The sequence below is a fragment of the Bradyrhizobium genomosp. I (2014) genome, assembly GCF_000261685.1.
GTDB lineage: Bacteria > Pseudomonadota > Alphaproteobacteria > Rhizobiales > Xanthobacteraceae > Bradyrhizobium.
Genome location: NZ_AJQE01000192.1, coordinates 1 through 19584, shown reverse-complemented (window position 1 = coordinate 19584; position 19584 = coordinate 1). Strand labels below are relative to the sequence as shown.

The window sequence follows — 19584 nt, the reverse complement described above, 5'->3', positions numbered from 1 at the left end:
TGCCGTACGCCGATCACACCGGTCGTGTGCGCGACATTCTCGCTCACGGTTGCCCGCCCTGCGATGCCCTTCGCGCCGACGTGGACCTGCGTCCACCGCCGTCCGGCCCGCGTTCGTGACGATCGCGATACGCCCCTCTTCCTTGGGCCGGAGTGGGGTGAGACATACGCCGTTTCCGAATTTCGGTAAAGAAGAATATTTTCGCCGCCGCGCATTGACCCAGCGTTTGGGTGTTTTGCCCGTCGGCCGACGCTAGGTCTCGTACCCGAATGGCGCGAAGCTTGATCCCGGGCTCCGGATTGTGCTGCGCTCCAGCTTGCCGACGAGCTGGGAGTGGACCTTGCTTTTGAAAGACGACCTAAAAGCCAATTCGCCTGCAGGTCGGCTTGGGGCCAACAGCGGAAGTCATCCTCAGTGGGAATGTGGCCGAGGTTGACGGGCTAGTGCGCCAGCTCTGCCAACAGGCGGTTGCGGTCCTGCAAGTGCAGCCGCTGTGTTGCGCGCATGGTGGCGAGGAGCTTCAGAGCATCAGCCGTGTCGTGGCCGTCACGGTCCAGCTCCGCGATCAAAGCCTCTTGCTTCGCGAGGTGATGCTCACCGAGAGCGACGTGTCGCTCGGCCATCGCGAGGTGCTGTTGCAGCATGGTGCGGTCCATGGAAGCCTTTGTACCGCTCGGCGAAAGCAGCCGGTTGATCTGGATCAGACGTGGGACGTCGAACCGGCAGCCATGCCCGACTATCAAAGGCCTTGCGAGTTGATCTTCGCGCGCAAGCTGTGACAGAAATCCTCCAGCACGGTCTGAAGGTTTTCGCAGTTCACGAGTAGCCGCTCGGCCAGCTCGCGATCCGCTGTGCCGAAAGCAAAGCCATCCCGAGCGGCCCTGACGCAGCGCACGTGGTCGCGACCATTTGCGGCTTTCTGTTCGGCAAATTCCAGATGCTCCAGATCGTGGCTGAGCTTGTCCTCCTCCTCGATCAGCAGCTTGGTAATGCTCGTTCGATGGCCAGGCGCCAGATCACTTCCGTTTAGGAGGCCGATGTAATGATCCACGTTGGCCTTGGCGACAAACCGGTGCATGGCAACCCCCGCAGCCATCGCGTCTACAGCTCGACTATGCAATCGGACCGGGCTGCCGGAAAGATGTTTCATGTCGAGATTGTCACGTTGGCGTGAAGAAAAAGTGGACCCCCGGTGGGGGTCGCTGGCTTTTGCAAGTGTAGGGCTGCTCCGGGTGCTCGGAGGCCGAATGCATCCCCTTTCATAGCTGCCGAGGTTGCCCGTGTTGTCTGCTTGGGGTCCACAAGCCGCCGAACTGGCGCCGGCCGCAAACTTCCGGTCTGCCCCTGTGAACCGACATGCAGCGGCACCTCGCCATCGGAAGCTATGGGCCAGGCGAGGCTGAGAGTGGAAGTCCGCCACGGGCCATGAGCCGACATCGCTCCAATCAAGCGGCGATACTTGTCAGGCTCCTTAGCGGCCGTAGGGGAAGCAGCGGCTGCGATCGAGTGTGAGACCGAAATGCGCTCCCAGTGCAGCGATGGCCGCGTCCTGCTCAGGATAAGGATCGGCATTGGATGCGGCAACGATGATGATCCGGAACCTGCCGCGATCCTTGCCACCGGGTGGCAGCATCGCTGTAGCCAGTGCATTGCCCTCCCTGTCACGCAACGTGAGGAAAAGCGGCATCTCTCGCCGTACATGGGCCTCAAGGCCGATGTCGCGCTCGATCGCGTTGGGCCGCTCGGGACGCCAGGACTGGACTGCCTTCTCCCGCTCGTCGCGGAAATATTTCTCGACCGTGTGGTTCATCAGGCGCGACTCATGCGCCGCTTCACCTTCCGTCTCGATACGGAACCAGGTCTTACCCTTCGGCGCGTCGCAAACATACTGCATTTCGCTCGTCCTGCGATCGCCGCCGATTCTAGGGCGTCGGGCCTGCAAAGCCAACATGAGATTCGCTCCCGTGTGTAACGCCGCACGATCGGAGGGGCTAAGAGTTCTTGATTGGACGTTGAAGTTTTCGTGAGCCCAAACAATACTGGGTCGACCGGAATATCCTCTTCAAGGAGCGTCCCGATGCCTGACGTAAGGGAAAAGCAACGCGAAGCCCGCCGAAAGATCATTCGCCAATGGGCGAAGCTTCCGAAGGATAAACGGCAGTCTATAGAGGGGATTTCTGAATTCGCCAGGACCGCCGCTCAGCAGAACGAGAACGCATTCGTCCGCAGTCGTCGCGATCCGTATCAGAAGATCATGGGATGGCTATTGCCGCGTGCTCATCTCTGAACGACCGAGTCCTCTGCACATCACACCGAAATTTCGGCAAGGTCATCGAATGTCCTGCCGTGTCCGACCCCCGGCAGGGCCGTCACAGAGCGACGAGATAAACTGTGAAGCTGAAAGCAACCATCATCGTCGCGGCGCTGCTAGCTGCAATGGCTGCACATGCCGAGACGATCGATCTGAAATGCTGGGCGCGAGGCCTTGCGGGTGACGAGCGCAACCCGGTCTACATGAACGGAGAACAGGTCATCATTAATCTGGACGAGGGGACGATGCACTCTCGGACATTCGGAAGCAATTTGGCCGTCCACGTCACGGATGCGCACTTATTCTTTGAGACGGCGCTGACGCTCGGCAACATTTGGCAACATCTGTTCGACCCGACCGCTGTCTGGCAAGGTTTCATCAACCGCGTCGACGGCACGCTTAAGGCGCATAAACGCGACGGTACTGTCATCCGCGGCTACTGCCAGCCGGTCGGCTGAACCTGCCCATGTCGCAGATGGGTCAAAAGCGGTCGAACATTGCTGAGCCAAGCAACCTCCCGCTTCGCCCTGGGAAGCGGACCTTTATCAGTACACGCTCAATTCGCAGCCTCGCTGATCGAAAGCGAGCCGGGCTTAACGTCAATTCGAAACAAGTGGGAACCGCTCAGCGTATCGCTGGACATACTGCGCTGTTATCGGCTGGAGATGTCTTCGACATCCAGCCTCTTACGAATCTACGCCGAGAAGTTTGAAGTCGCGTAGTCTTGTAGCCGGGACTACGCTTCGCTCCATTCCGGCTACAAGCTGGTGCCTTATTGTCGAATCAGGCGACCAAGACTTGGTCCCACACGCCGCCATAGGCCCAACCGTCTGCGGGCTGATCGGGTTTGCGGCGGGGTCTCGTCGGTGCGCCGCGTTGGCGTCGATGCCTCGTGTCCAGGCGCTGCGCATGCGCGACGACCCTGCCGGCGAGCAGGGCGATGCGCGCCGCCGACTGTTTGACATCGAACAGGATCGTCGTGACGCGGCTCATCATGCCGAGCAGGATCAATGCCGAGAAGACGACGATATAGGCGAGGAAGTCACCGATCAACATCAGTTCCGGCGGAATCGGGATCCTGTGGTAGTAGGCCAGAACGAGGATCGCGATGGGGATGAAGGCGATGACCTTTCGCACTGTCAGCCTGTCCAGCAGTGCGGCCAGTTGCACGACCAGCACGTCCCACAGCGCATCGCCGATCGCGAGCGGGACCTCGTAGCTCCACCTCCGTCACCATTGCTTCATGACATTGCTCCGAGCCAGTGCTTGACCCCCTGTCTTGCAGCCAAAATGAGCGAAGCGATATCCGGAATTCTCACCGCGAGCGGGCCCCGGGTGTCGCTTTGCTCACCTGGCAGCGCGACTCGCGTGTCCCGGACGCGCTGCAACGCTCCTGCGTTGCTGCGCACAGCCGGGACCCAGGAATCCGCAGCGCATGCTGATGCATGGGCCCCGGCTCTGCAGCGCACCGCTGAAGAAGCGCTGCGCTGCGTCCGGGGCACGAGACCATTGGTCGCGCACGCGGTGCCTCCATAGTTTGCCTGCGCCCCTAGTGCCTCACCACCAGCACCGAGCATTTGGCGTAGCGCACGACGTGTCCGGCGTTGGAGCCGAGGAAATAGGTGCGCATCGCCGGCCGGTGCGAGGTCATCACGATCAGATCGGCCTTCATCTGCGCGGCTTCCTCCAGGATCTCGTGATAGATGCCGCCCTGGCGCACCACGCTGGAGATGCGGGAAGGCTCGATGCCGGATTCGCGCGCGACGATGGCAAGGGCCTCCTCCGAGGTCTGGCGCTGCTGCTCGTCGAAATCGGCCGGTACGTATTCGGCCAGCATCACCGGCGTCATCGGCAGCACGTTGAGCAGGCGCACCGTGCCGCTCCAGGTCTGCGACAACGTCGCCGCGGTCGCGATCGCCGGCTTGGCGAGGTCGGTATCGGCGAGGTCGATGGGCACGAGGATGGACTTGAACATCTGCGCCTCCCTGTTGACCAAGCTGATCAACCAGTCGAGACGGCGCCCGCGCGTCTCAGGCGGATCGAAGCAGCTTGGGGCTGACGAACAGCACCAGTTTGCCGTGGCGGTAGGCCACGTCACCCCAATCCTTGACGTCAAAGTCGAAGATCGCAAGCCCCGCTGTGGGCAGGTTGTGGCCGAGCGCCTTGGCACCGGCCGGATCGCCGCCGCCGATCAGCATCAGGGCGACCTCGTGCATGCCGGGATTGTGGCCGATCAGCAGCAACCGCTTTGGGTCCGCCGGGGCGGTTGCAGTACGAATGGCTTCCAGGATCTCCGCGGGATCGGCGCCGTAGAGTTCCGGCAGGACCTCGACCTGCGGCGCGGGGACGCGGTCCTTCATCGCCTCCCAGGCGATGTCCCAGGTCTGCCGGGCTCGCACGGCGTGCGACACCAGCACGGTATCGGGGAAGGGTGGATGGGCGGCGATCCAGTCGCCGATCTGCGCGGCATCCCTGTGCCCGCGGTCGTCGAGCCGGCGGTCCTGGTCACGGCCGCTCGGCGCGTCGGTCTCGGTCTTGGCGTGACGCAGCAGCATCAAACGGCGCATGGCATTCTCGAATCGTTACACGTCCACGATAATCTACAGACGCCGGTTGAGGACAAGGTGACAGGCGCCCAGTTGGTATCTTAAGAAAACGCCATGACCGAGACTTTCACAAGCGTGTCCCAGGAAGAAGCCGGCTTTCGCGATCGCGTGCGGCTGTCGTTCGATCTCGATGCCGACATCTGCGTCATCGGTGCAGGGCTTGCCGGCCTTTCCGTCGCGCTGGAGGCGGCCCGGATCGGAGCCAGCGTCGCGGTGCTCGAGGGCCGTCATATCGGCTGGAACGCCTCCGGCAACCAGCTCGGCACCGTGATGCCGGGTTTCGCGTTGCCGCTCGCCGACCTGATCGAGCGCATCGGCTTCGAGGACGCCCGCGAATTGTGGGCGCTGTCGAAGGAAGGCGCCGAGTTGGTCCGCGCCAACGCCACGGAAGAGAACATGCCGGGAATCGGCCTCAGCGATGGTGTGCTGGAGGTCTCCAACGTCGATGCCGGCGACCGGCTGATCAGCCGGTTGCAGATGCTGAACGAGGATTTCGATACCGAGGTCGAGGGCTGGCAGGTCGATCGCGTCCGCGAGCTGCTCAGGACCGATCGCTACTTCCACGGCGTGTACTATCCAAAAGCGTTTCAGGTCGACGGGCGCAAATATGTGCATGGCCTCGCGGCCCTGGCGCGGCGGGCAGGCGCCCGCATCTTCGAGGACACGCCGGTCGTCAGCATCGATCATTCCGGCATCCGCAAGCGCATCGTCACACCCACGGCGCGGCTGCGCGCGACCCATATCGTGCTTGCCGGCAACATTCATCTCGGCGCGCCCTTGAGGCGCCTGTCGGAGACGCTGCTGCCGGTCTGGCGCTATGCCGGCGTCACCGCGCCGCTCGGCGAGCGCCTGCATGAGATCATCGCCTTCAGGGGATCGGTGATGGATTCCGATGGCGTCGACCATTTCCGGATCGTCGATGGCGACCGGCTGATGTGGGAGAGCCCGGAGACCACCTGGGCGGCGCGTCCGCAGCGCTTCGCGGGTGCAGTGAGGCGGCGGATCCGCACGATCTTTCCCGAGCTCGGCAATGTCGAGATTACCGATATGTTCGGAGGCGCCACCGGCCAGACCGTGCACGGCATGCCGCAGATCGGCCAGTTGCGCAAAGGCCTGTGGGTGGCGAGCGGGTTCGGCCGCCAGGGCATGAACACCTCCGCCATGGCAGGACAGATGATCGCGCGCAGCATCCTGTGGGGCGACGAGCGCTGGCGGCTGTTCTCGCCGTTCGAGCTGGTCTGGGCGGGCGGCGCCACGGGGCGCGTCGCGGGGCAGCTGGTCGGGATGTGGGGCAGGGCAAGTTCCGCCGTGGCAGGCTCGCTCGCCCGCTATCGCGAACATGCCAGGGCCAGGGACAGGGTGCGCGAGGCCCGCCTCGCCGAAGCCAACCGGGCCGCCGGCACCGGTCCGCGCCGTCCACCGTCCAGCGTTCGGCCGCGGCCGGTCCCGCCGCCGAAACCGGCGGCCCAAGACACAGAACAGGGTGGAGAACAGGGCACGGAACCGGCTGCTCACGAAGCCGGCATCTCGCGATAAGCCCAGGAAAAATCCCGCCCGGAAGTGTAACGTCGGCCGTTAGAGCCCGTATCTCAGGGCGTGGATTGCCCGCGCACGGAGAATGAGATGGTTGACCGCCGCATCCTGCTAACGACTGTTGCCGGCCTGTTCGGCCTTTCGGCCTTCCGCTGGCTGAGAGGAACCCCTGCCGAGGCTGGCGAGAAGGCCGCGGAAAAGTTCGAGATCACCAAGACGGAGGCTGAATGGCGCGCCCAGCTCACGCCGCAGCAATATGAAATCCTGCGCAATCACGGCACCGAGCGCCCCGGCTCCAGCCCGCTGCTGAAGGAACATCGCAAGGGCATCTTCGCCTGCGCCGGCTGTGACCTGCCGCTGTTTGCGTCCGAGACCAAGTTCGAGAGCGGCACGGGCTGGCCGAGCTTCTACCAGCCGATCGAAGGCAATGTCGGCAAGACCGAGGACCGTACCTACGGCATGCTGCGCACCGAGGTGCATTGCCGGCGCTGCGGCGGCCACCTCGGCCACGTCTTCGACGACGGCCCCAAGCCGACCGGCTTGCGCTACTGCATCGACGGGTTCGGGCTGGTCTTCCATCCGGCTGCGGCTTCGGCGACTTAGGCAATCAAGCCCTCATTCCGGGATGGTCCGAAGGACCAGACCCGGAATCTCGAGATTCCGGGTTCGGTCCTGCGGACCGCCCCGGAATGACCTCATGTCCCGGCAATTGTTGCCGGTCCCGGCAATTGTGCCCCGGTCATCAGGCCGGGGCTTTTTCATTAAGTCATTGATTTACTGAAGATACCCGCATTGGCATAGCCCTTGCGACGTCTCTCCCGATTGCGGCCATGGTCGACCGGCCGCCGAGATCGGGATTTGGAGACAAAGTTATGGGTATCTTCGATGCAATGAACACCTCGGTGGGTGGCCTGCAGGCGCAGTCCTACGCGCTTCAGAACATTTCCGGCAACATCGCGAACTCGTCCACCACCGGTTACAAGGGCATCGGCACCAGCTTCGTCGATCTCATTCCCGACTCCTCGGTTCCGAGCAAGCAGGTCGCGGGCGGCGTGACGGCCAATGCGAAGGCCACCATCACCACGCAGGGCACGATCTCGGGCTCTACCGTCGCCACCAACATGGCGATCACCGGCGACGGCTTCTTCTCGATCCAGAAGGCGAGCGGCGTCGTCGACAACGTGCCTGTTTTCACGGGGGTGACCTACTACACGAGGCGCGGCGACTTCCAGCTCAATGCCAACGGCAATCTGGTCAACGGCGCCGGCTATTACCTGATGGGCGTCACGGTCGATCCGAAGACCGGCAACCCGACCGGCAGCGTCGCGAACGTCCTGCAATTCCAGAACAACTTCATTCCGGCGCAGGCGACCACCTCGATCCAGTACGCGGCGAACCTGCCGACCCAGCCGAACACCGTGGCGAAAACGACCGCGTCGACCGGCACGCTGCTGGCGGCCGGCGGGCTGAACCCGTCCGATTTCGCCGCCAACCCGCTGCCGGTCGGCACGCCGCCGGCGCCTTATGCCAATGCAACGGTGTCAGGCGCGGCTGCAACCGGCAACATCCGCTCGGCCTACTCGTCGACGACGGCTACGGGCACGGTCGCGCTTCAGAACAATTCGTCTGCGGTGGCCTCGACCACCACATCGCTCGACAACACGGTCGGCACGCATCTCGCCTCCAGCATTCTCACCGCGCTGAGCGGCCAGACGCTGACCATCAACGGCAACACCATCACCTTCGACGGCAGCACCACGGTCTCGACCGTCGGCAGCAACACCACGATCGGTCTCGGCGCGGGCACGACGGCCACGGTGGCAGACATCCTGAACGCGATCCAGACCGCCGGCGGCGCCGGCGTCACGGCCTCGCTCTCCGCCAGCGGCAATATCCAGATCTCGACCGGCACCGGCACCGACGTGGCGGTCGGCAGCGGCACGGCGGCGACCGCGCTTGGCATCAGCAGCGTGACGCGCGGCGGCAACGTGCTGTCCTCGCCGGCGATCTCGGGCGCAACGGTGCTGAGCGGCTCGGCCACCGCCGGCGGCGCCCAGGTGCTCACATCCGGCTTCTCCGCCGGCGATACCATCACCGTCAACGGTCAGACGCTGACCTTCATGGCCTCGGGCGCCTCGGGCCCGAACCAGATCAACGTCACCGACAACGTCACGACCCTGCTCGGCAAGATCGATGCGCTCTCCGGCGCCTCGGGATCGTCGGTCAGCAGCGGCGGCGTGATCACGCTGAACACCGGCACCGTCTCCAACCTCTCGGTGTCGAGCTCCAACAGCGCGGCCTTTTCCGCGCTCGGCTTCACCTCGACCATCACCAAGAACCGCGACGGTGGCGGCACCGCCGGCACCGGCGGCGTGATCGGCAACGACATCGACACCTTCACCAAGGAATCGATCAGCGGCGGCGCGGTGACCGCGTACAACGCCGCCGGCACGCCGGTGAACCTGCAATTGCGCTGGGCCAAGACCGACAGTGCCTCGCTGGGCGCGGGCCATTCGGACAGCTGGAACCTGTTCTACCAGACCGATCCGAACGCGACCGGCACCACCGTCGGCTGGGTCAACACCGGCCAGACCTTCACCTTTGCCGCCGACGGCTCGCTGACCTCGCCGAGCGGCTCGGGCATCACCATCAACAACGTCACCGTCAGCGGTCAGTCGCTCGGCTCGGTCGCCTTCAACATCTCCTCGGGCGGGCTGACGCAATATGCCAGCACCAGCGGCGCGGTGACCATCAACACCATCACCCAGAACGGCTATGCCGCCGGTCAGCTCCGCTCGGTCGCCGTCAACAACAACGGCGTCGTGGTCGGCACCTTCTCGAACGGCCAGAACCTCAACCTCGCACAGGTCTCGTTGTCGCACTTCAACGGCACCAACTACCTCAAGGCGATGGACGGCGGCGCCTATGCCGCGACCGAACAGTCGGGAGACGCCATCGACGGCGCCTCGGGCACCATCAGCGGCTCGTCGCTGGAAGGCTCGAACACCGACATCGCCGACGAATTCACCAAGCTGATCGTGACCCAGCAGGCCTACTCGGCCAACACCAAGGTGATCACGACCGCGAATTCGATGGTGCAGGACCTCCTGAACGTATTGCGCTGATCGGCGCGTGACGTAACCAAAGGCGGCAAGTAACATGGGTTTGAGTTCAGCCCTCGCCAGTGCGATGAGCGGCCTGCGTGCCAACCAGGCCGCGCTCTCGATCGTCTCCTCGAACGTCGCGAACTCGCAGACGCCGGGTTACGTCGTCCAGACGCCGAACCAGATCGAGGTCACCACCGGTGATTTCGGCTCGACCGTGATGACGACCGGCGTCAGCCGGGAGCTCGACGCCTTCGTGCTGAACCAGCTGCGCACCGAAACCGGCGGCAGCGGTTACGCCGACCAGATGGCCAACATCCTGAAGCAGCTTCAGAATGTCTACGGCACGCCGGGCAACAGCGGCACGCTCGAAACCGCGCTGAACAACTTCACCACCGCGTTGCAGGCGTTGTCGACGAGCTCGGGTGCGTCGTCGGCGCAGACCGTTGCGCTCGGCGCGGCGCAGGCGCTGGCCACCCAGCTCAACGTCACCACCAAGGGCATCCAGTCGCTGCGCTCCAATGTCGAGCAGGATCTCGGCACCTCGGCGCAGGCCGCCAACGCGGCGATGCGGCAGATCGCCGACATCAACACCAAGCTGCAGGGCCTGTCGGCCAACGATCCCTCGGCCGCGACGCTGATGGACCAGCGCGACCAGGCCATCAACACGCTGTCGAAATATGTCGACGTCCGCGTCACCACCGACAACTCGAACCAGGCCAACATCTACACCACGACCGGCATCCAGCTGGTCGGCGCCGGGCTCGCCTCGGAATTCTCGTTTGCCTCCGCCGGCGCGCTCTCGGCGACCTCGCTCTACAACATCGACCCGTCCAAGTCCGGCGTCGGCGCGCTCACCATCAAGCTGCCGAACGGCTCGCAGCTCGACGTCGTCGCCAATAGCGTGGTCTCGTCCGGCCAGATCGCGGCCGATCTGAAGCTGCGCGACCAGACGCTGGTGCAGGCGCAGAACCAGATCGACCAGCTCGCCGCGACGATGTCGAGCGCGTTGTCCGACAAGACCACGGCCGGCACCGGGGTGTCCGGTCCGCCGGCCGGCTTCGACATCGACCTCGCCGGTGCGCAACCGGGCAACACCGCGACCATCACCTACACCGACACGGCGACCAACACCCAGCGCCAGATTACGCTGGTCAACGTGACCGATCCGGCGGCGCTGCCGCTCCAGAATGCGACCAACGCGAACCCGATGCGGATCGGCGTGAACTTCTCCGGCGGCATGGGTGCGATCGCCTCGGCGCTCAACACGGCGCTGTCCGGCTCGCATCTGACCTTCGCCGCTGCCCCGTCACCGGCGACCGCCACGACGCTGCGGATCACGGATGACAACACCGGCCTTGCCAAGATCGGTTCGACCTCGATCAGCAAGACGATCTCGTCGCTGACCTCGGGCAATCCGCAATTGCCGCTGTTCACCGACGGCGGACAGGCGCTCTATACCGGCGCGATCACCGCCTCGGGCTCGCAGCTGACCGGCCTTGCCGGACGCATCGCCGTGAACACACAGCTGGTCGCCGACCCGACCAGGATGTCCGTGTACAACACCTCGCCGGTGACGCCTGCGGGCGACACCACGCGTTCGGACTATCTCTACTCGCAGCTCACCTCGGCGGTGTTCACCTATTCGCCGCAGAGCGGTCTCGGCTCGGCCAGCCAGCCCTTCACCGGCAGCGTCTCGAACTATCTCCAGCAGTTCCTGAGCGTGCAGGCCAACGCCGCGACGCAGGCCACCCAGCTCCAGCAGGGCCAGAGCGTCGTGGTCTCGACGCTGCAGGCCAAGTTCAACTCGACCTCCAGCGTCAATCTCGACTCGGAGATGTCGAACCTGATCCAGCTTCAGAATGCCTATGCCGCCAACGCTCACGTGATGTCGGTGGTGCAGAGCATGATGAACACGTTGCTCCAGGCTCAATTGTAACTGGTAACAGGGCTCTGAAACATGTCGATCAGCAGCATCAACTACTCCTCGTCGGTTCTCGGCGCGCAGATCCGCAACATCAATCAGCAGCTCACCGACCTGTCGACGCAGCTCTCGACCGGCAAGCTGTCGCAGAACTATTCCGGCATGGGCACCAACGAGGGCTTTGCGATCGCCGGGCGCGCGCAGCTCTCCAACATCGCCGCCTATACCGACACGATCACCAACGTCAACGTGAGCATCAACCTCGCCAATACCGCGCTGCAGTCGCTGACGACGATTCGCAACACGGTGCAGACCGGCTCGGCCAACACCGCGCAGGATCTCAACGTCAACGGCCAGACGATCGCGCAGAACACCGCCGCCGCCCAGTTCGGCTCGATGGTCGGCGTGCTCAACACGCAGTCGGGCAACCGCTATCTGTTCTCCGGAACCGCCGCCAACACGCAGCCGGTCGCGGATGCCGGCGACATCATCAATGGCACCACGACGCAGGCGGGCTTCAAGACCGTGATGGCGGAGCGCCAGGCCGCCGATTTGGGGGCCAACGGCATGGGGCGGCTGGTGCAGACGCAGCCGACGCCGAGCTCGATCCAGGTCTCGGAAGACGTCGCAGGCTCGCCGTTCGGTCTCAAGCTCAAGGCGGTCTCCTCGACGTTGACGGGCGCGACCGTCACCGGCCCCAGCGGCTCGCCGGTGTCGTTCTCGGTCGACCTCAACGGAAACAATCCCGGCAACGGCGACAAGCTCAGCATCCAGTTCACCCTGCCGGACGGCACGACCGAGCAGATCGACCTGACCGCCTCGACGGCGACGCCGACGCCGGTCGGCAGCTTCGCGATCGATGCGAGTGTCCCGGTCAACCCGGACAATACCGCCGCGAACCTCAACACGGCGCTGAACACCGCGATCACCAAGCTCGCCAACACCTCGCTGGTCGCAGCGTCCGCCGTGACCGCCGGCGACAATTTCTTCAATACCGCGAGCTCTGCGATCGGCACGCCCGTCAACAGCCAGGCGGCGCCGCCGGCGCCCGTCACCGGCGCGACGGCGTTGTCGGGCGCGAGCCCCTCGGATTCGATTTCGCCGGGCTTCGTCGCCGGCGATACGATCACCATCAACGGCACCACGCTGACCTTCGTGGCCTCGGGCGCGACCGGCGACCAGCTCAACGTCGGCGACAGCATCCAGACCCTGCTGACCAAGATCGACCAGATCACGGGGACATCGAAGCCTTCGACGGTTCATGGCGGTTCGATCACGATCAACACCGACGATGCGGCGAGCCTGAACATCAACAGCTCGAATACCGGCGCGCTTGCTTCGCTCGGCTTCGGCTCGACGCCCGTGACCGCCGCGCAGCCGCCGCTGCGCGTCGGTTCCTCGCCGGCGAACTCGGCGACGACGCTGGTCAACGGCTCGGCCAACACCGTGAAATGGTACCAGGGCAATGACGGGCCCGGCTCGGCGCGCTCCACCGCGATGGCGCGGGTCGACGATTCCGTCACGGTGCAGTATGGTGCCCAGGCCAACGAGGACGCGATCCGCCGGCAATTGCAGGCGATCGCGGTGTTCGGGACTTTCTCGACCTCGCCGACCGGGCAGTATTCGGGCGGGCAGGTCGCCGCGCTGAGCCTGCGGGTGACGCAGGCGCTGACCCAGCAGCCCGGCCAGCAGCGCATCGAGGACATCCAGACCGACATCGCGATGGCCCAGAACACGATGAAGGACGCCTCCACGCGCCAGACCCAGGCCAAGGCGCAGCTCCAGACCATCATCGACCAGGCGGAATCGGCTTCGCCGGACCAGGTCGCGAGCGAGATCCTGGCGCTCCAGAATGCGCTGCAGGCGTCCTACCAGGTGACCTCGAACCTCGCACAGCTCTCGCTCGTCAAGTTCCTGTAAGGGCGCGTTAAGGCGCCGTTAACCATGCCTCTTTACCTCTTGGTGAGGATTGGAGCGGGGCGGGGCGGTCGATGTCGGACAGGATGCAACTGGTGGTGGCCACGCCATGCTTTGGCGGGCAGGTGTCGAGCATCTATGCGAGCTCGATCTTCGCGCTGCAGCGCGCCGTGCACGGCATGTCCAATCTCGAGCTCAAGGTGCATCTGCGCGACGGCGACGCGCTGATCACGCGAGCGCGGGCCAACCTGGTCGCGATGTTCCTGGACGATCCCAAGGCGACGCATTTCCTGTTCATCGATGCCGATATCGGGTTCAAGCCGGAGCAGGTGTTCCGGCTGATCGAATGCGGAGCGGACGTCGTTGCGGGCTGCTATCCGATCAAGCGGGTCAACTGGGACAAGGCCGCCCGTGCGATCCAGTCGGGCCGGACCGACGTGCCGGCGGCCTCGCTCGACTACGTGCTCGAGATCGAGGATCCCGACCGCATCGTCGTCGTCAACGGCTTCACCCGCGTGCGCTATGCCGGCACCGGCTTCCTGATGATCCGGCGCCACGTGCTGGAGGCGATGTGCCGCCACCCGGACTATGCCGGCCTGCAGTTCTTCCGCGAGCATTCGCATGACACGCTGGCCGCGAGCCAGAACCGCTTTGCGTTGTTCGAATGCATGATCGATCCGGCGACCGGCACGTATCTTTCCGAGGACTTCGCCTTCTGCAAGCGCTGGACCAATATCGGCGGCGAGATCTGGGCCGACATTCACAGCTCGCTCGATCACGTCGGGCCGTCGGTGTTCCGCGGCGACATCGCCTCGCAATTCGCAGTCGTGCCTGCGACGGCCGATGCCGCGGCGTGAGCCCTCCGGAATGAGCGGCGGCGCATCCCGCGTGTCAGAACCGGGACGCGCGTCCGACGGCGGTTCGCGCTACCGCCTGCGCGATCTCTTCACGCCGCTCGACATGCTGCTCGTCTCCGGCGGAGATCCGCGGCTCGCGCTCGATCCCAAGGGTCGCGCCAACGCCTATGGCTGCGCGGCCTCGCCGGACCCGGAGATCTGGAATTTCGCCTCCTCGACCGCATCGACGATCTCGCAACGCGCCTATGACCGTGCCGCGCAGGCGCGCGAAGAGCTGATGCACAAGTGCCTGTTCGACGAGGTCGAAGTCGCTTTCGACGCACGCTGCGAGGACATGCGCGACGAGCTACGCGGTCATCTCCAGCTCTCGCCGCGCGTCGATGTGGTGTTCTCGCCCTCCGGCACGGACTCGCAGCTCCACGCCCTGTTCCTGGCGCGCACGATACTCGGCGCACGGCCGGTGACGATCGTGGTCGGCGCCGACCAGACCGGAAGCGGGACGATCCATACCTCCCGCGGGCACCATTTCAGCTCCATGACGGCGAGCGGCCTTGCGGTTCGCAAGGACGGCGCTGTTGCCGGGCTCGCCGGCGCCAGTGTTGCGTTGCCGTTGTGCGAGGCCGCGCGCGGGATCGCGACGCGCGCGGACGCCGATGCCGCGGTGCTGCATGCGGTCGAGGCGACGATCGCGCAAGGCGCGCCCGTGCTGCTTCAGATCATGGATTCCTCGAAGCTCGGATGGCGCGCGCCGAGCGCGGCCTGCCTCGACGAGATCGCGCGGCGCTGGCCGCGCAAGGTCCAGATCGTCGTCGATGCCTGCCAGGCCCGGCTCGGCCGCCGCCGGCTGCGCTCTTATCTCGACCGCGGCCATATGGTGCTGATCACCGGCTCGAAATTCTTCGGTGGGCCCGCCTTCAGCGGTGCGCTGCTGGTGCCGAAAGGGCTCTCGCGGTCGCTCGACCGCGGCGAGGGGATCGCGCCTGGTATCGTCGACTACGCCGGCCGTTGCGATTGGCCGGTGGCCTGGACGGAGCTGCGTTCGCGCTTCGAGCGCCGGCCGAATTTCGGTCAATGGCTGCGCTGGGAGGCGGCGCTGACCGAGATCGGCAGCTACTACGCAGTGCCCGCAGTTTTCCGCGCCGAGATGCTTGCTGAGCTCGCCGCCGGCATCGACAGCATGATCGCGCTGTCGCCGTCATTTCGCTCTGTTCCAGCCGCGATCAACATGACCGATGCGGACGACGAGGAATTCGCGCAACCCACCATCTTTCCTTTCGCGCTGCTGCGCCAGGGCAAACCGGTCTCGATCACCAAGACCTCCGCCGTTCATCGTGCGCTGGCGCGCGACATGGGCGAAGAGATCAGCGGCAGCACGGCGGACCGAGAGGTCGCCGCGCAGCGCTGCCTGATCGGCCAGCCGGTCCGGCTGGAGCGGCAGGACGAGACGCCGCAGGCCGCGCTGCGCCTCTGCGTCGGCGCACGGCTCGTGACCGAAAGCTGGTCGCCGGACACGATCAAGGCGCGACGCAACGTGCAGCACGTCCTCGACCGCATCGCTCATGTCCTGGTGAAGATCGAGCTGCTGCTCGACCGTGGCGCAACCGCGGCCGTGCCGGCAAAGTCCGCGTTCGAGGTGTGAGATGCAGCATCCAGTTTCCGCGCCGATCGGCCTGACTGCGGCGAACTATGCCGACCGCATCGGCTTTGCGCAGCTGACGCGCCAGGCTTTCGAAGGCGTCGATCTGCATCCGTTGCGCGACCAGCTCGTGGCGCGGATCGCGGCGGGGACGGCGCTGGCGGGCGAAGGGCTGGATCTGTCCTTGATCACCCAGCTTCTGGGCGACAAGGATCAGGGGCTCGCGATCCAGTCCGAGGTGCTGACGTTTCATCAATTGTTTCGTACGGCCAGCGCGGCTCCGCAGCCGGGCTTGCGCGTGCTCGCGCTTGCGGCCGACATCGACATGGGCGGCAACACGCCGATCGAATTCCTGCTCGAAGGCTCCGACATCGAGCTGTTGACCCTCTATGTGGTCAAGGGCACCGGTCTGCCGGAAAACTTGCCCGAGCACGACGTTGCCATCGTGGTCGCATCCGATTCCGAGGAATGCCGCGAGGCGCTCGCGCTGATCGAAAGGGCCGCGCCGCACTGGCCGCGGCCGCTGCTCAACCGCCCCGATCGCATCGGCAATCTCGATCGCGACAAGCTGTACCGGCTGCTGGCTGGCGTGCCGGGTCTGGACATTCCCGCGACCATCCACGCGACGCGCGCGCAATTGTCTGAACTCGCCCAGGGCCGGATCGCCTGCGAGGACATCGCGCGCGAATTGCGCTTTCCGATCATCGCGCGGCCGCGGGGCTCGCATGCCGGCGTCGGACTCGCGAAGCTCGATGATGCGGCGGCGCTCGCGGCCTATCTCGCTGAACGAAAGGAGCAGGGCTTCTTCGTCGCGCGCTTCGTCGACTATGTGAGCCCCGACGGACTCTACCGCAAATACCGTCTCGCCATGGTCGACGGCAAGCCTTACGCCTGCCACATGGCGATCGCCGACCGCTGGGACATCTGGTATCTCAACGCCTACATGGCATTCAGCGAGGAGAAGCGGGCCGAGGAAGCCGTCTTCATGCGCGACTTCGACCACGCCTTCGCCGCGCGCCATAGAAGCGCGCTCGAAGAGATGAGCCGGCGCGTCGGGCTCGATTACTTCATCGTCGATTGCGCCGAGAACGAGCAGGGCGAGCTGCTGGTGTTCGAAGCCGACAACACCGCCGTCGTGCACAACATGGATTCGCCAGTCGTGTTCCCTTACAAGCCGCCGCAGATGCGCAAGATCTTTGCCGCGTTCACGGCGATGCTGTCGCGATACGCAAAGGCGGGCAGGGAGAGCGCAGCATGAACGAGATCGTCCGCAACACGCAAAGCTCCGTCACGAGCACCTCGCTCGATCCGCAGGACTGGAGCGAATTTCGCGCGCTGGCCCATCGCATGCTGGACGAGGCGATCGACGGCATCGCCAACGTTCGGGCGCGGCCCGTCTGGCGGCCGATCCCCGATGACGTCCGTGCTGCATTCAGGGCCGACGTGCCGCGCGAGGCGAGCGACCTCGCCGAGGTCTATCGCGAATTCGCCGAACATGTCGCGCCGTATGCGACCGGCAACGTCCATCCCGGCTTCATGGGCTGGGTGCATGGCGGCGGCACCGCGGTCGGCATGCTCGCGGAGATGCTTGCGGCAGGCCTCAACGCCAATCTCGGCGGGCGCGACCACATGCCGGTCGAGGTCGAGCGCCAGATCGTCGACTGGATGCGCCGCCTGTTCGCCTTCCCCGACAGTGCGAGCGGCATCTTCGTCACGGGCACGTCGATGGCCAATCTGATGGCGGTGCTGGTAGCGCGCACGAATGCGCTCGGCACGCTGGCGCGGCAGCACGGCATCGGCATTGACGGTGCGCTGCTCACGGCCTACACGTCGCGGGCTGCGCATGGCTGCGTCTCCAGGGCGATGGACGTTGCCGGGGTCGGTACCGATGCGCTGCGCAAGATCGGTGTCGATGCCGACCATCGCATCGACGTTGCCGCGCTGCGCGCGCAGATCGCCGTTGATCGCGAGGTCGGCTTCAAGCCGTTCCTGGTGGTCGCGTCCGCCGGCACCGTCGATATCGGCGCGATCGACGATCTCCGCGCGATCGCCGAGCTGTGCCGCGAGGAAGGAATCTGGTTTCATGTCGACGGCGCTTTTGGTGCGCTCGCGATCCTGTCGCCCGAGCTTGCGCCGCTGCTCGGCGGCATCGAGCTCGCGGATTCCATCGCACTCGACTTCCACAAATGGGGACAAGTGCCTTACGACGCAGGCTTCCTGCTGGTGCGCGACGGCGAGCGGCATCGGCAGGCCTTTGCGCAGCCGGCGGCCTATCTACGCCGCGAGGCGAGGGGGCTTGCAGCGGGCGCAGTCTGGCCCTGCGATCTCGGCCCCGATCTGTCGCGCGGCTTTCGCGCGCTGAAGACATGGTTCACGCTGAAGACGTTCGGCACCGACCGGCTTGGAGCGGTGATCGCACGAAGCTGTGCACTCGCAAAATACCTTGAGGCGCGCGTGCTGGCCGAGCCGCGGCTGGAATTGCTGGCGCCGGTCAATCTCAATATCGTCTGCTTCCGCTATCGTGCCGATGATGCGGTCAATCGCGAGATTGTCGCCGATGTCCAGGAGTCCGGCGTCGCAGCGCCGTCGAGCACGACGCTGGACGGCAGGCTTGCGATCCGTGCCGCGATCGTCAATCACCGCACCATGGAGGCGGACATCGATGCGCTGGTTGCGGCCGTGCTGGAGTTCGGCGGACGGCGGAGCTGCGGCGGACTGATCGAGGTCGAGGCACCGCCGCTCGCGGCGCAGCAGCATTGATGCATGCCTGAAACGACGACGGCCCCGGAGGCGATCCGGGGCCGTTGTCGTTCGCTCGCGCTCGCGGCTTGGGCGCGCGAAAGCGTGTGGTCAGGCGGCGGAGCTCACGTCGGCCTTGTCCGCTTCCGCCTGGGGATGCGCCGCCGCGTACTGATCCCGCAGCTTCTCTTCATAGGCAATCAGCTTGCGGGCGTCCTTCAGCGCCCGGTAGAGGTCGCCGTTCAGGATGTTGTTGTTGATGCCTTCGATGATCGGCCAGGAGCTCGGCACCGCAGTGACGATGTCGCGCACCAGGTTGAAATAGGTGCCGTGCTGGGTCTGCGGATCCGGTGAGATGTACATGAGCTGGACCGCGAGATAGACCAGCTTGGCGGGCGTATTGGCGGTCTCCGGCGTGAGGATGTCGCGCTCGCGCAGGATCGGCACGTTGTCGCCGTCGATCAGCAGGCGGGCGCGCTGGTCCGTGTTGGTAATCACGCAGTTGCCGACGATGATGCGTTCGTGCGGTCTGAGCTCGACCTTGAGGGCCATGCTGTTCTCCATCAACGCTTTCGTAACCGAGCGTTCGTTGCGGCTCATCAAGGCGTGATTCTCGCTCGGAATTAGTTAACGAGCTGTAAATCTCCGGCATTCGCGAGAAAAAGCCCAATCTTCACAATGGCATGTCTGTGCGGCGGTGGGACGACGTGCGCGGCTTTCGCGCCCGAATCACGCGCGACCCGGCAAAAGCGCGGGTTTCATTTCATGCTTCGTTAGAAGTCTCGACGCCACGGTCCGGCGGTCGCTGGGTCAATCTCGATCCAAGCAGACGCGTAACAGTAGCGTCGTTTACCAGAAAGGTAACAGAGTCATGTCCGGTATCGTCCTCTCCTCGTCGGTTCGCCAGAACCTGCTCTCTCTCCAGTCCACCGCCGATCTGCTCGCCACCACGCAGAA

Annotated in this window: 19 protein-coding genes; 11 read left to right on the top strand and 8 right to left on the bottom strand. The window is 65.0% G+C overall.

Annotated features, from left to right (window positions below):
- Window positions 1-440: 440 nt before the first annotated feature.
- The 3 genes from IC50_RS18445 to IC50_RS18435 all read right to left on the bottom strand — a co-directional run bounded on the left by IC50_RS18445 (window position 441) and on the right by IC50_RS18435 (window position 1948).
- Window positions 441-656 (bottom strand): hypothetical protein, encoded by a 216-nt coding sequence (locus tag IC50_RS18445; protein ID WP_035707897.1) that lies wholly within the window; start codon window positions 654-656, stop codon window positions 441-443.
- A gap of 83 nt (window positions 657-739) precedes the next feature.
- On the bottom strand, window positions 740-1150 hold the full coding sequence (locus IC50_RS18440) for a hypothetical protein (RefSeq protein ID WP_244429607.1): 411 nt from the start codon (window positions 1148-1150) through the stop codon (window positions 740-742).
- Window positions 1151-1471: 321 nt separating this feature from the next.
- On the bottom strand, window positions 1472-1948 hold the full coding sequence (locus IC50_RS18435) for a hypothetical protein (protein ID WP_244429606.1): 477 nt from the start codon (window positions 1946-1948) through the stop codon (window positions 1472-1474).
- Window positions 1949-2077: 129 nt separating this feature from the next.
- On the opposite strand from IC50_RS18435, the gene IC50_RS40260 reads away from it, so the two are divergent.
- Together IC50_RS40260 and IC50_RS18430 are read left to right on the top strand one after the other, a co-directional pair.
- A complete protein-coding gene (locus IC50_RS40260; protein ID WP_085973833.1) occupies window positions 2078-2287 on the top strand; it encodes a hypothetical protein in 210 nt (69 codons plus the stop codon).
- A gap of 104 nt (window positions 2288-2391) precedes the next feature.
- Window positions 2392-2769 (top strand): hypothetical protein, encoded by a 378-nt coding sequence (locus IC50_RS18430; protein ID WP_035707766.1) that lies wholly within the window; start codon window positions 2392-2394, stop codon window positions 2767-2769.
- 325 nt (window positions 2770-3094) lie between these two features.
- On the opposite strand, the gene IC50_RS18425 is transcribed toward IC50_RS18430, so the two are convergent.
- The 3 genes from IC50_RS18425 to IC50_RS18415 all read right to left on the bottom strand — a co-directional run bounded on the left by IC50_RS18425 (window position 3095) and on the right by IC50_RS18415 (window position 4878).
- Entirely contained in the window at window positions 3095-3490 is a 396-nt protein-coding gene (locus IC50_RS18425; protein WP_244429605.1) for a hypothetical protein, read from the bottom strand.
- A 370-nt stretch (window positions 3491-3860) separates the two neighbouring features.
- A complete protein-coding gene (locus IC50_RS18420; protein WP_035707892.1) occupies window positions 3861-4286 on the bottom strand; it encodes a universal stress protein in 426 nt (141 codons plus the stop codon).
- Window positions 4287-4341: 55 nt separating this feature from the next.
- Window positions 4342-4878, bottom strand: a complete 537-nt coding sequence (locus IC50_RS18415) for a SixA phosphatase family protein (RefSeq protein ID WP_035707764.1) — start codon at window positions 4876-4878, stop codon at window positions 4342-4344.
- 93 nt (window positions 4879-4971) lie between these two features.
- On the opposite strand from IC50_RS18415, the gene IC50_RS18410 reads away from it, so the two are divergent.
- From IC50_RS18410 to IC50_RS18370, 9 genes are all read left to right on the top strand, one after another.
- The gene (locus tag IC50_RS18410; RefSeq protein WP_035707761.1) at window positions 4972-6453 is read left to right on the top strand and encodes an NAD(P)/FAD-dependent oxidoreductase; all 1482 of its coding nucleotides are present in this window, start codon (window positions 4972-4974) and stop codon (window positions 6451-6453) included.
- A gap of 87 nt (window positions 6454-6540) precedes the next feature.
- Window positions 6541-7053, top strand: coding sequence for a peptide-methionine (R)-S-oxide reductase MsrB (gene msrB, locus IC50_RS18405; protein WP_035707758.1), 513 nt, complete (start codon window positions 6541-6543; stop codon window positions 7051-7053).
- A gap of 269 nt (window positions 7054-7322) precedes the next feature.
- Complete coding sequence (locus tag IC50_RS18400; protein ID WP_035707755.1) at window positions 7323-9575, top strand: flagellar hook-basal body complex protein; 2253 nt, start codon at window positions 7323-7325, stop codon at window positions 9573-9575.
- 34 nt (window positions 9576-9609) lie between these two features.
- On the top strand, window positions 9610-11493 hold the full coding sequence (gene flgK, locus IC50_RS18395; protein WP_035707752.1) for a flagellar hook-associated protein FlgK: 1884 nt from the start codon (window positions 9610-9612) through the stop codon (window positions 11491-11493).
- A gap of 21 nt (window positions 11494-11514) precedes the next feature.
- Window positions 11515-13398 carry a flagellar protein gene (locus IC50_RS18390; RefSeq protein WP_035707750.1) on the top strand — a complete coding sequence of 628 codons (1884 nt, stop codon included), beginning with the start codon at window positions 11515-11517 and terminating at the stop codon, window positions 13396-13398.
- Between the two features lie 71 nt (window positions 13399-13469).
- On the top strand, window positions 13470-14252 hold the full coding sequence (locus tag IC50_RS18385; RefSeq protein ID WP_035707747.1) for a hypothetical protein: 783 nt from the start codon (window positions 13470-13472) through the stop codon (window positions 14250-14252).
- A 10-nt stretch (window positions 14253-14262) separates the two neighbouring features.
- Window positions 14263-15891: a hypothetical protein gene (locus IC50_RS18380; protein WP_193374133.1), complete on the top strand. Its 1629-nt coding sequence runs from the start codon at window positions 14263-14265 to the stop codon at window positions 15889-15891.
- Window position 15892: 1 nt separating this feature from the next.
- Window positions 15893-17146 carry an ATP-grasp domain-containing protein gene (locus IC50_RS18375; RefSeq protein ID WP_035707739.1) on the top strand — a complete coding sequence of 418 codons (1254 nt, stop codon included), beginning with the start codon at window positions 15893-15895 and terminating at the stop codon, window positions 17144-17146.
- Complete coding sequence (locus IC50_RS18370) at window positions 17143-18648, top strand: pyridoxal phosphate-dependent decarboxylase family protein (protein ID WP_035707736.1); 1506 nt, start codon at window positions 17143-17145, stop codon at window positions 18646-18648. Before IC50_RS18375 ends, IC50_RS18370 begins: the two co-directional genes overlap by 4 nt.
- A 90-nt stretch (window positions 18649-18738) precedes the next feature.
- On the opposite strand, the gene flbT is transcribed toward IC50_RS18370, so the two are convergent.
- A complete protein-coding gene (gene flbT, locus IC50_RS18365; protein ID WP_035707889.1) occupies window positions 18739-19179 on the bottom strand; it encodes a flagellar biosynthesis repressor FlbT in 441 nt (146 codons plus the stop codon).
- 211 nt (window positions 19180-19390) lie between these two features.
- Window positions 19391-19584: hypothetical protein (locus tag IC50_RS42795; RefSeq protein ID WP_210161542.1), on the bottom strand; the 194-nt coding region annotated here is incomplete at its 5' end.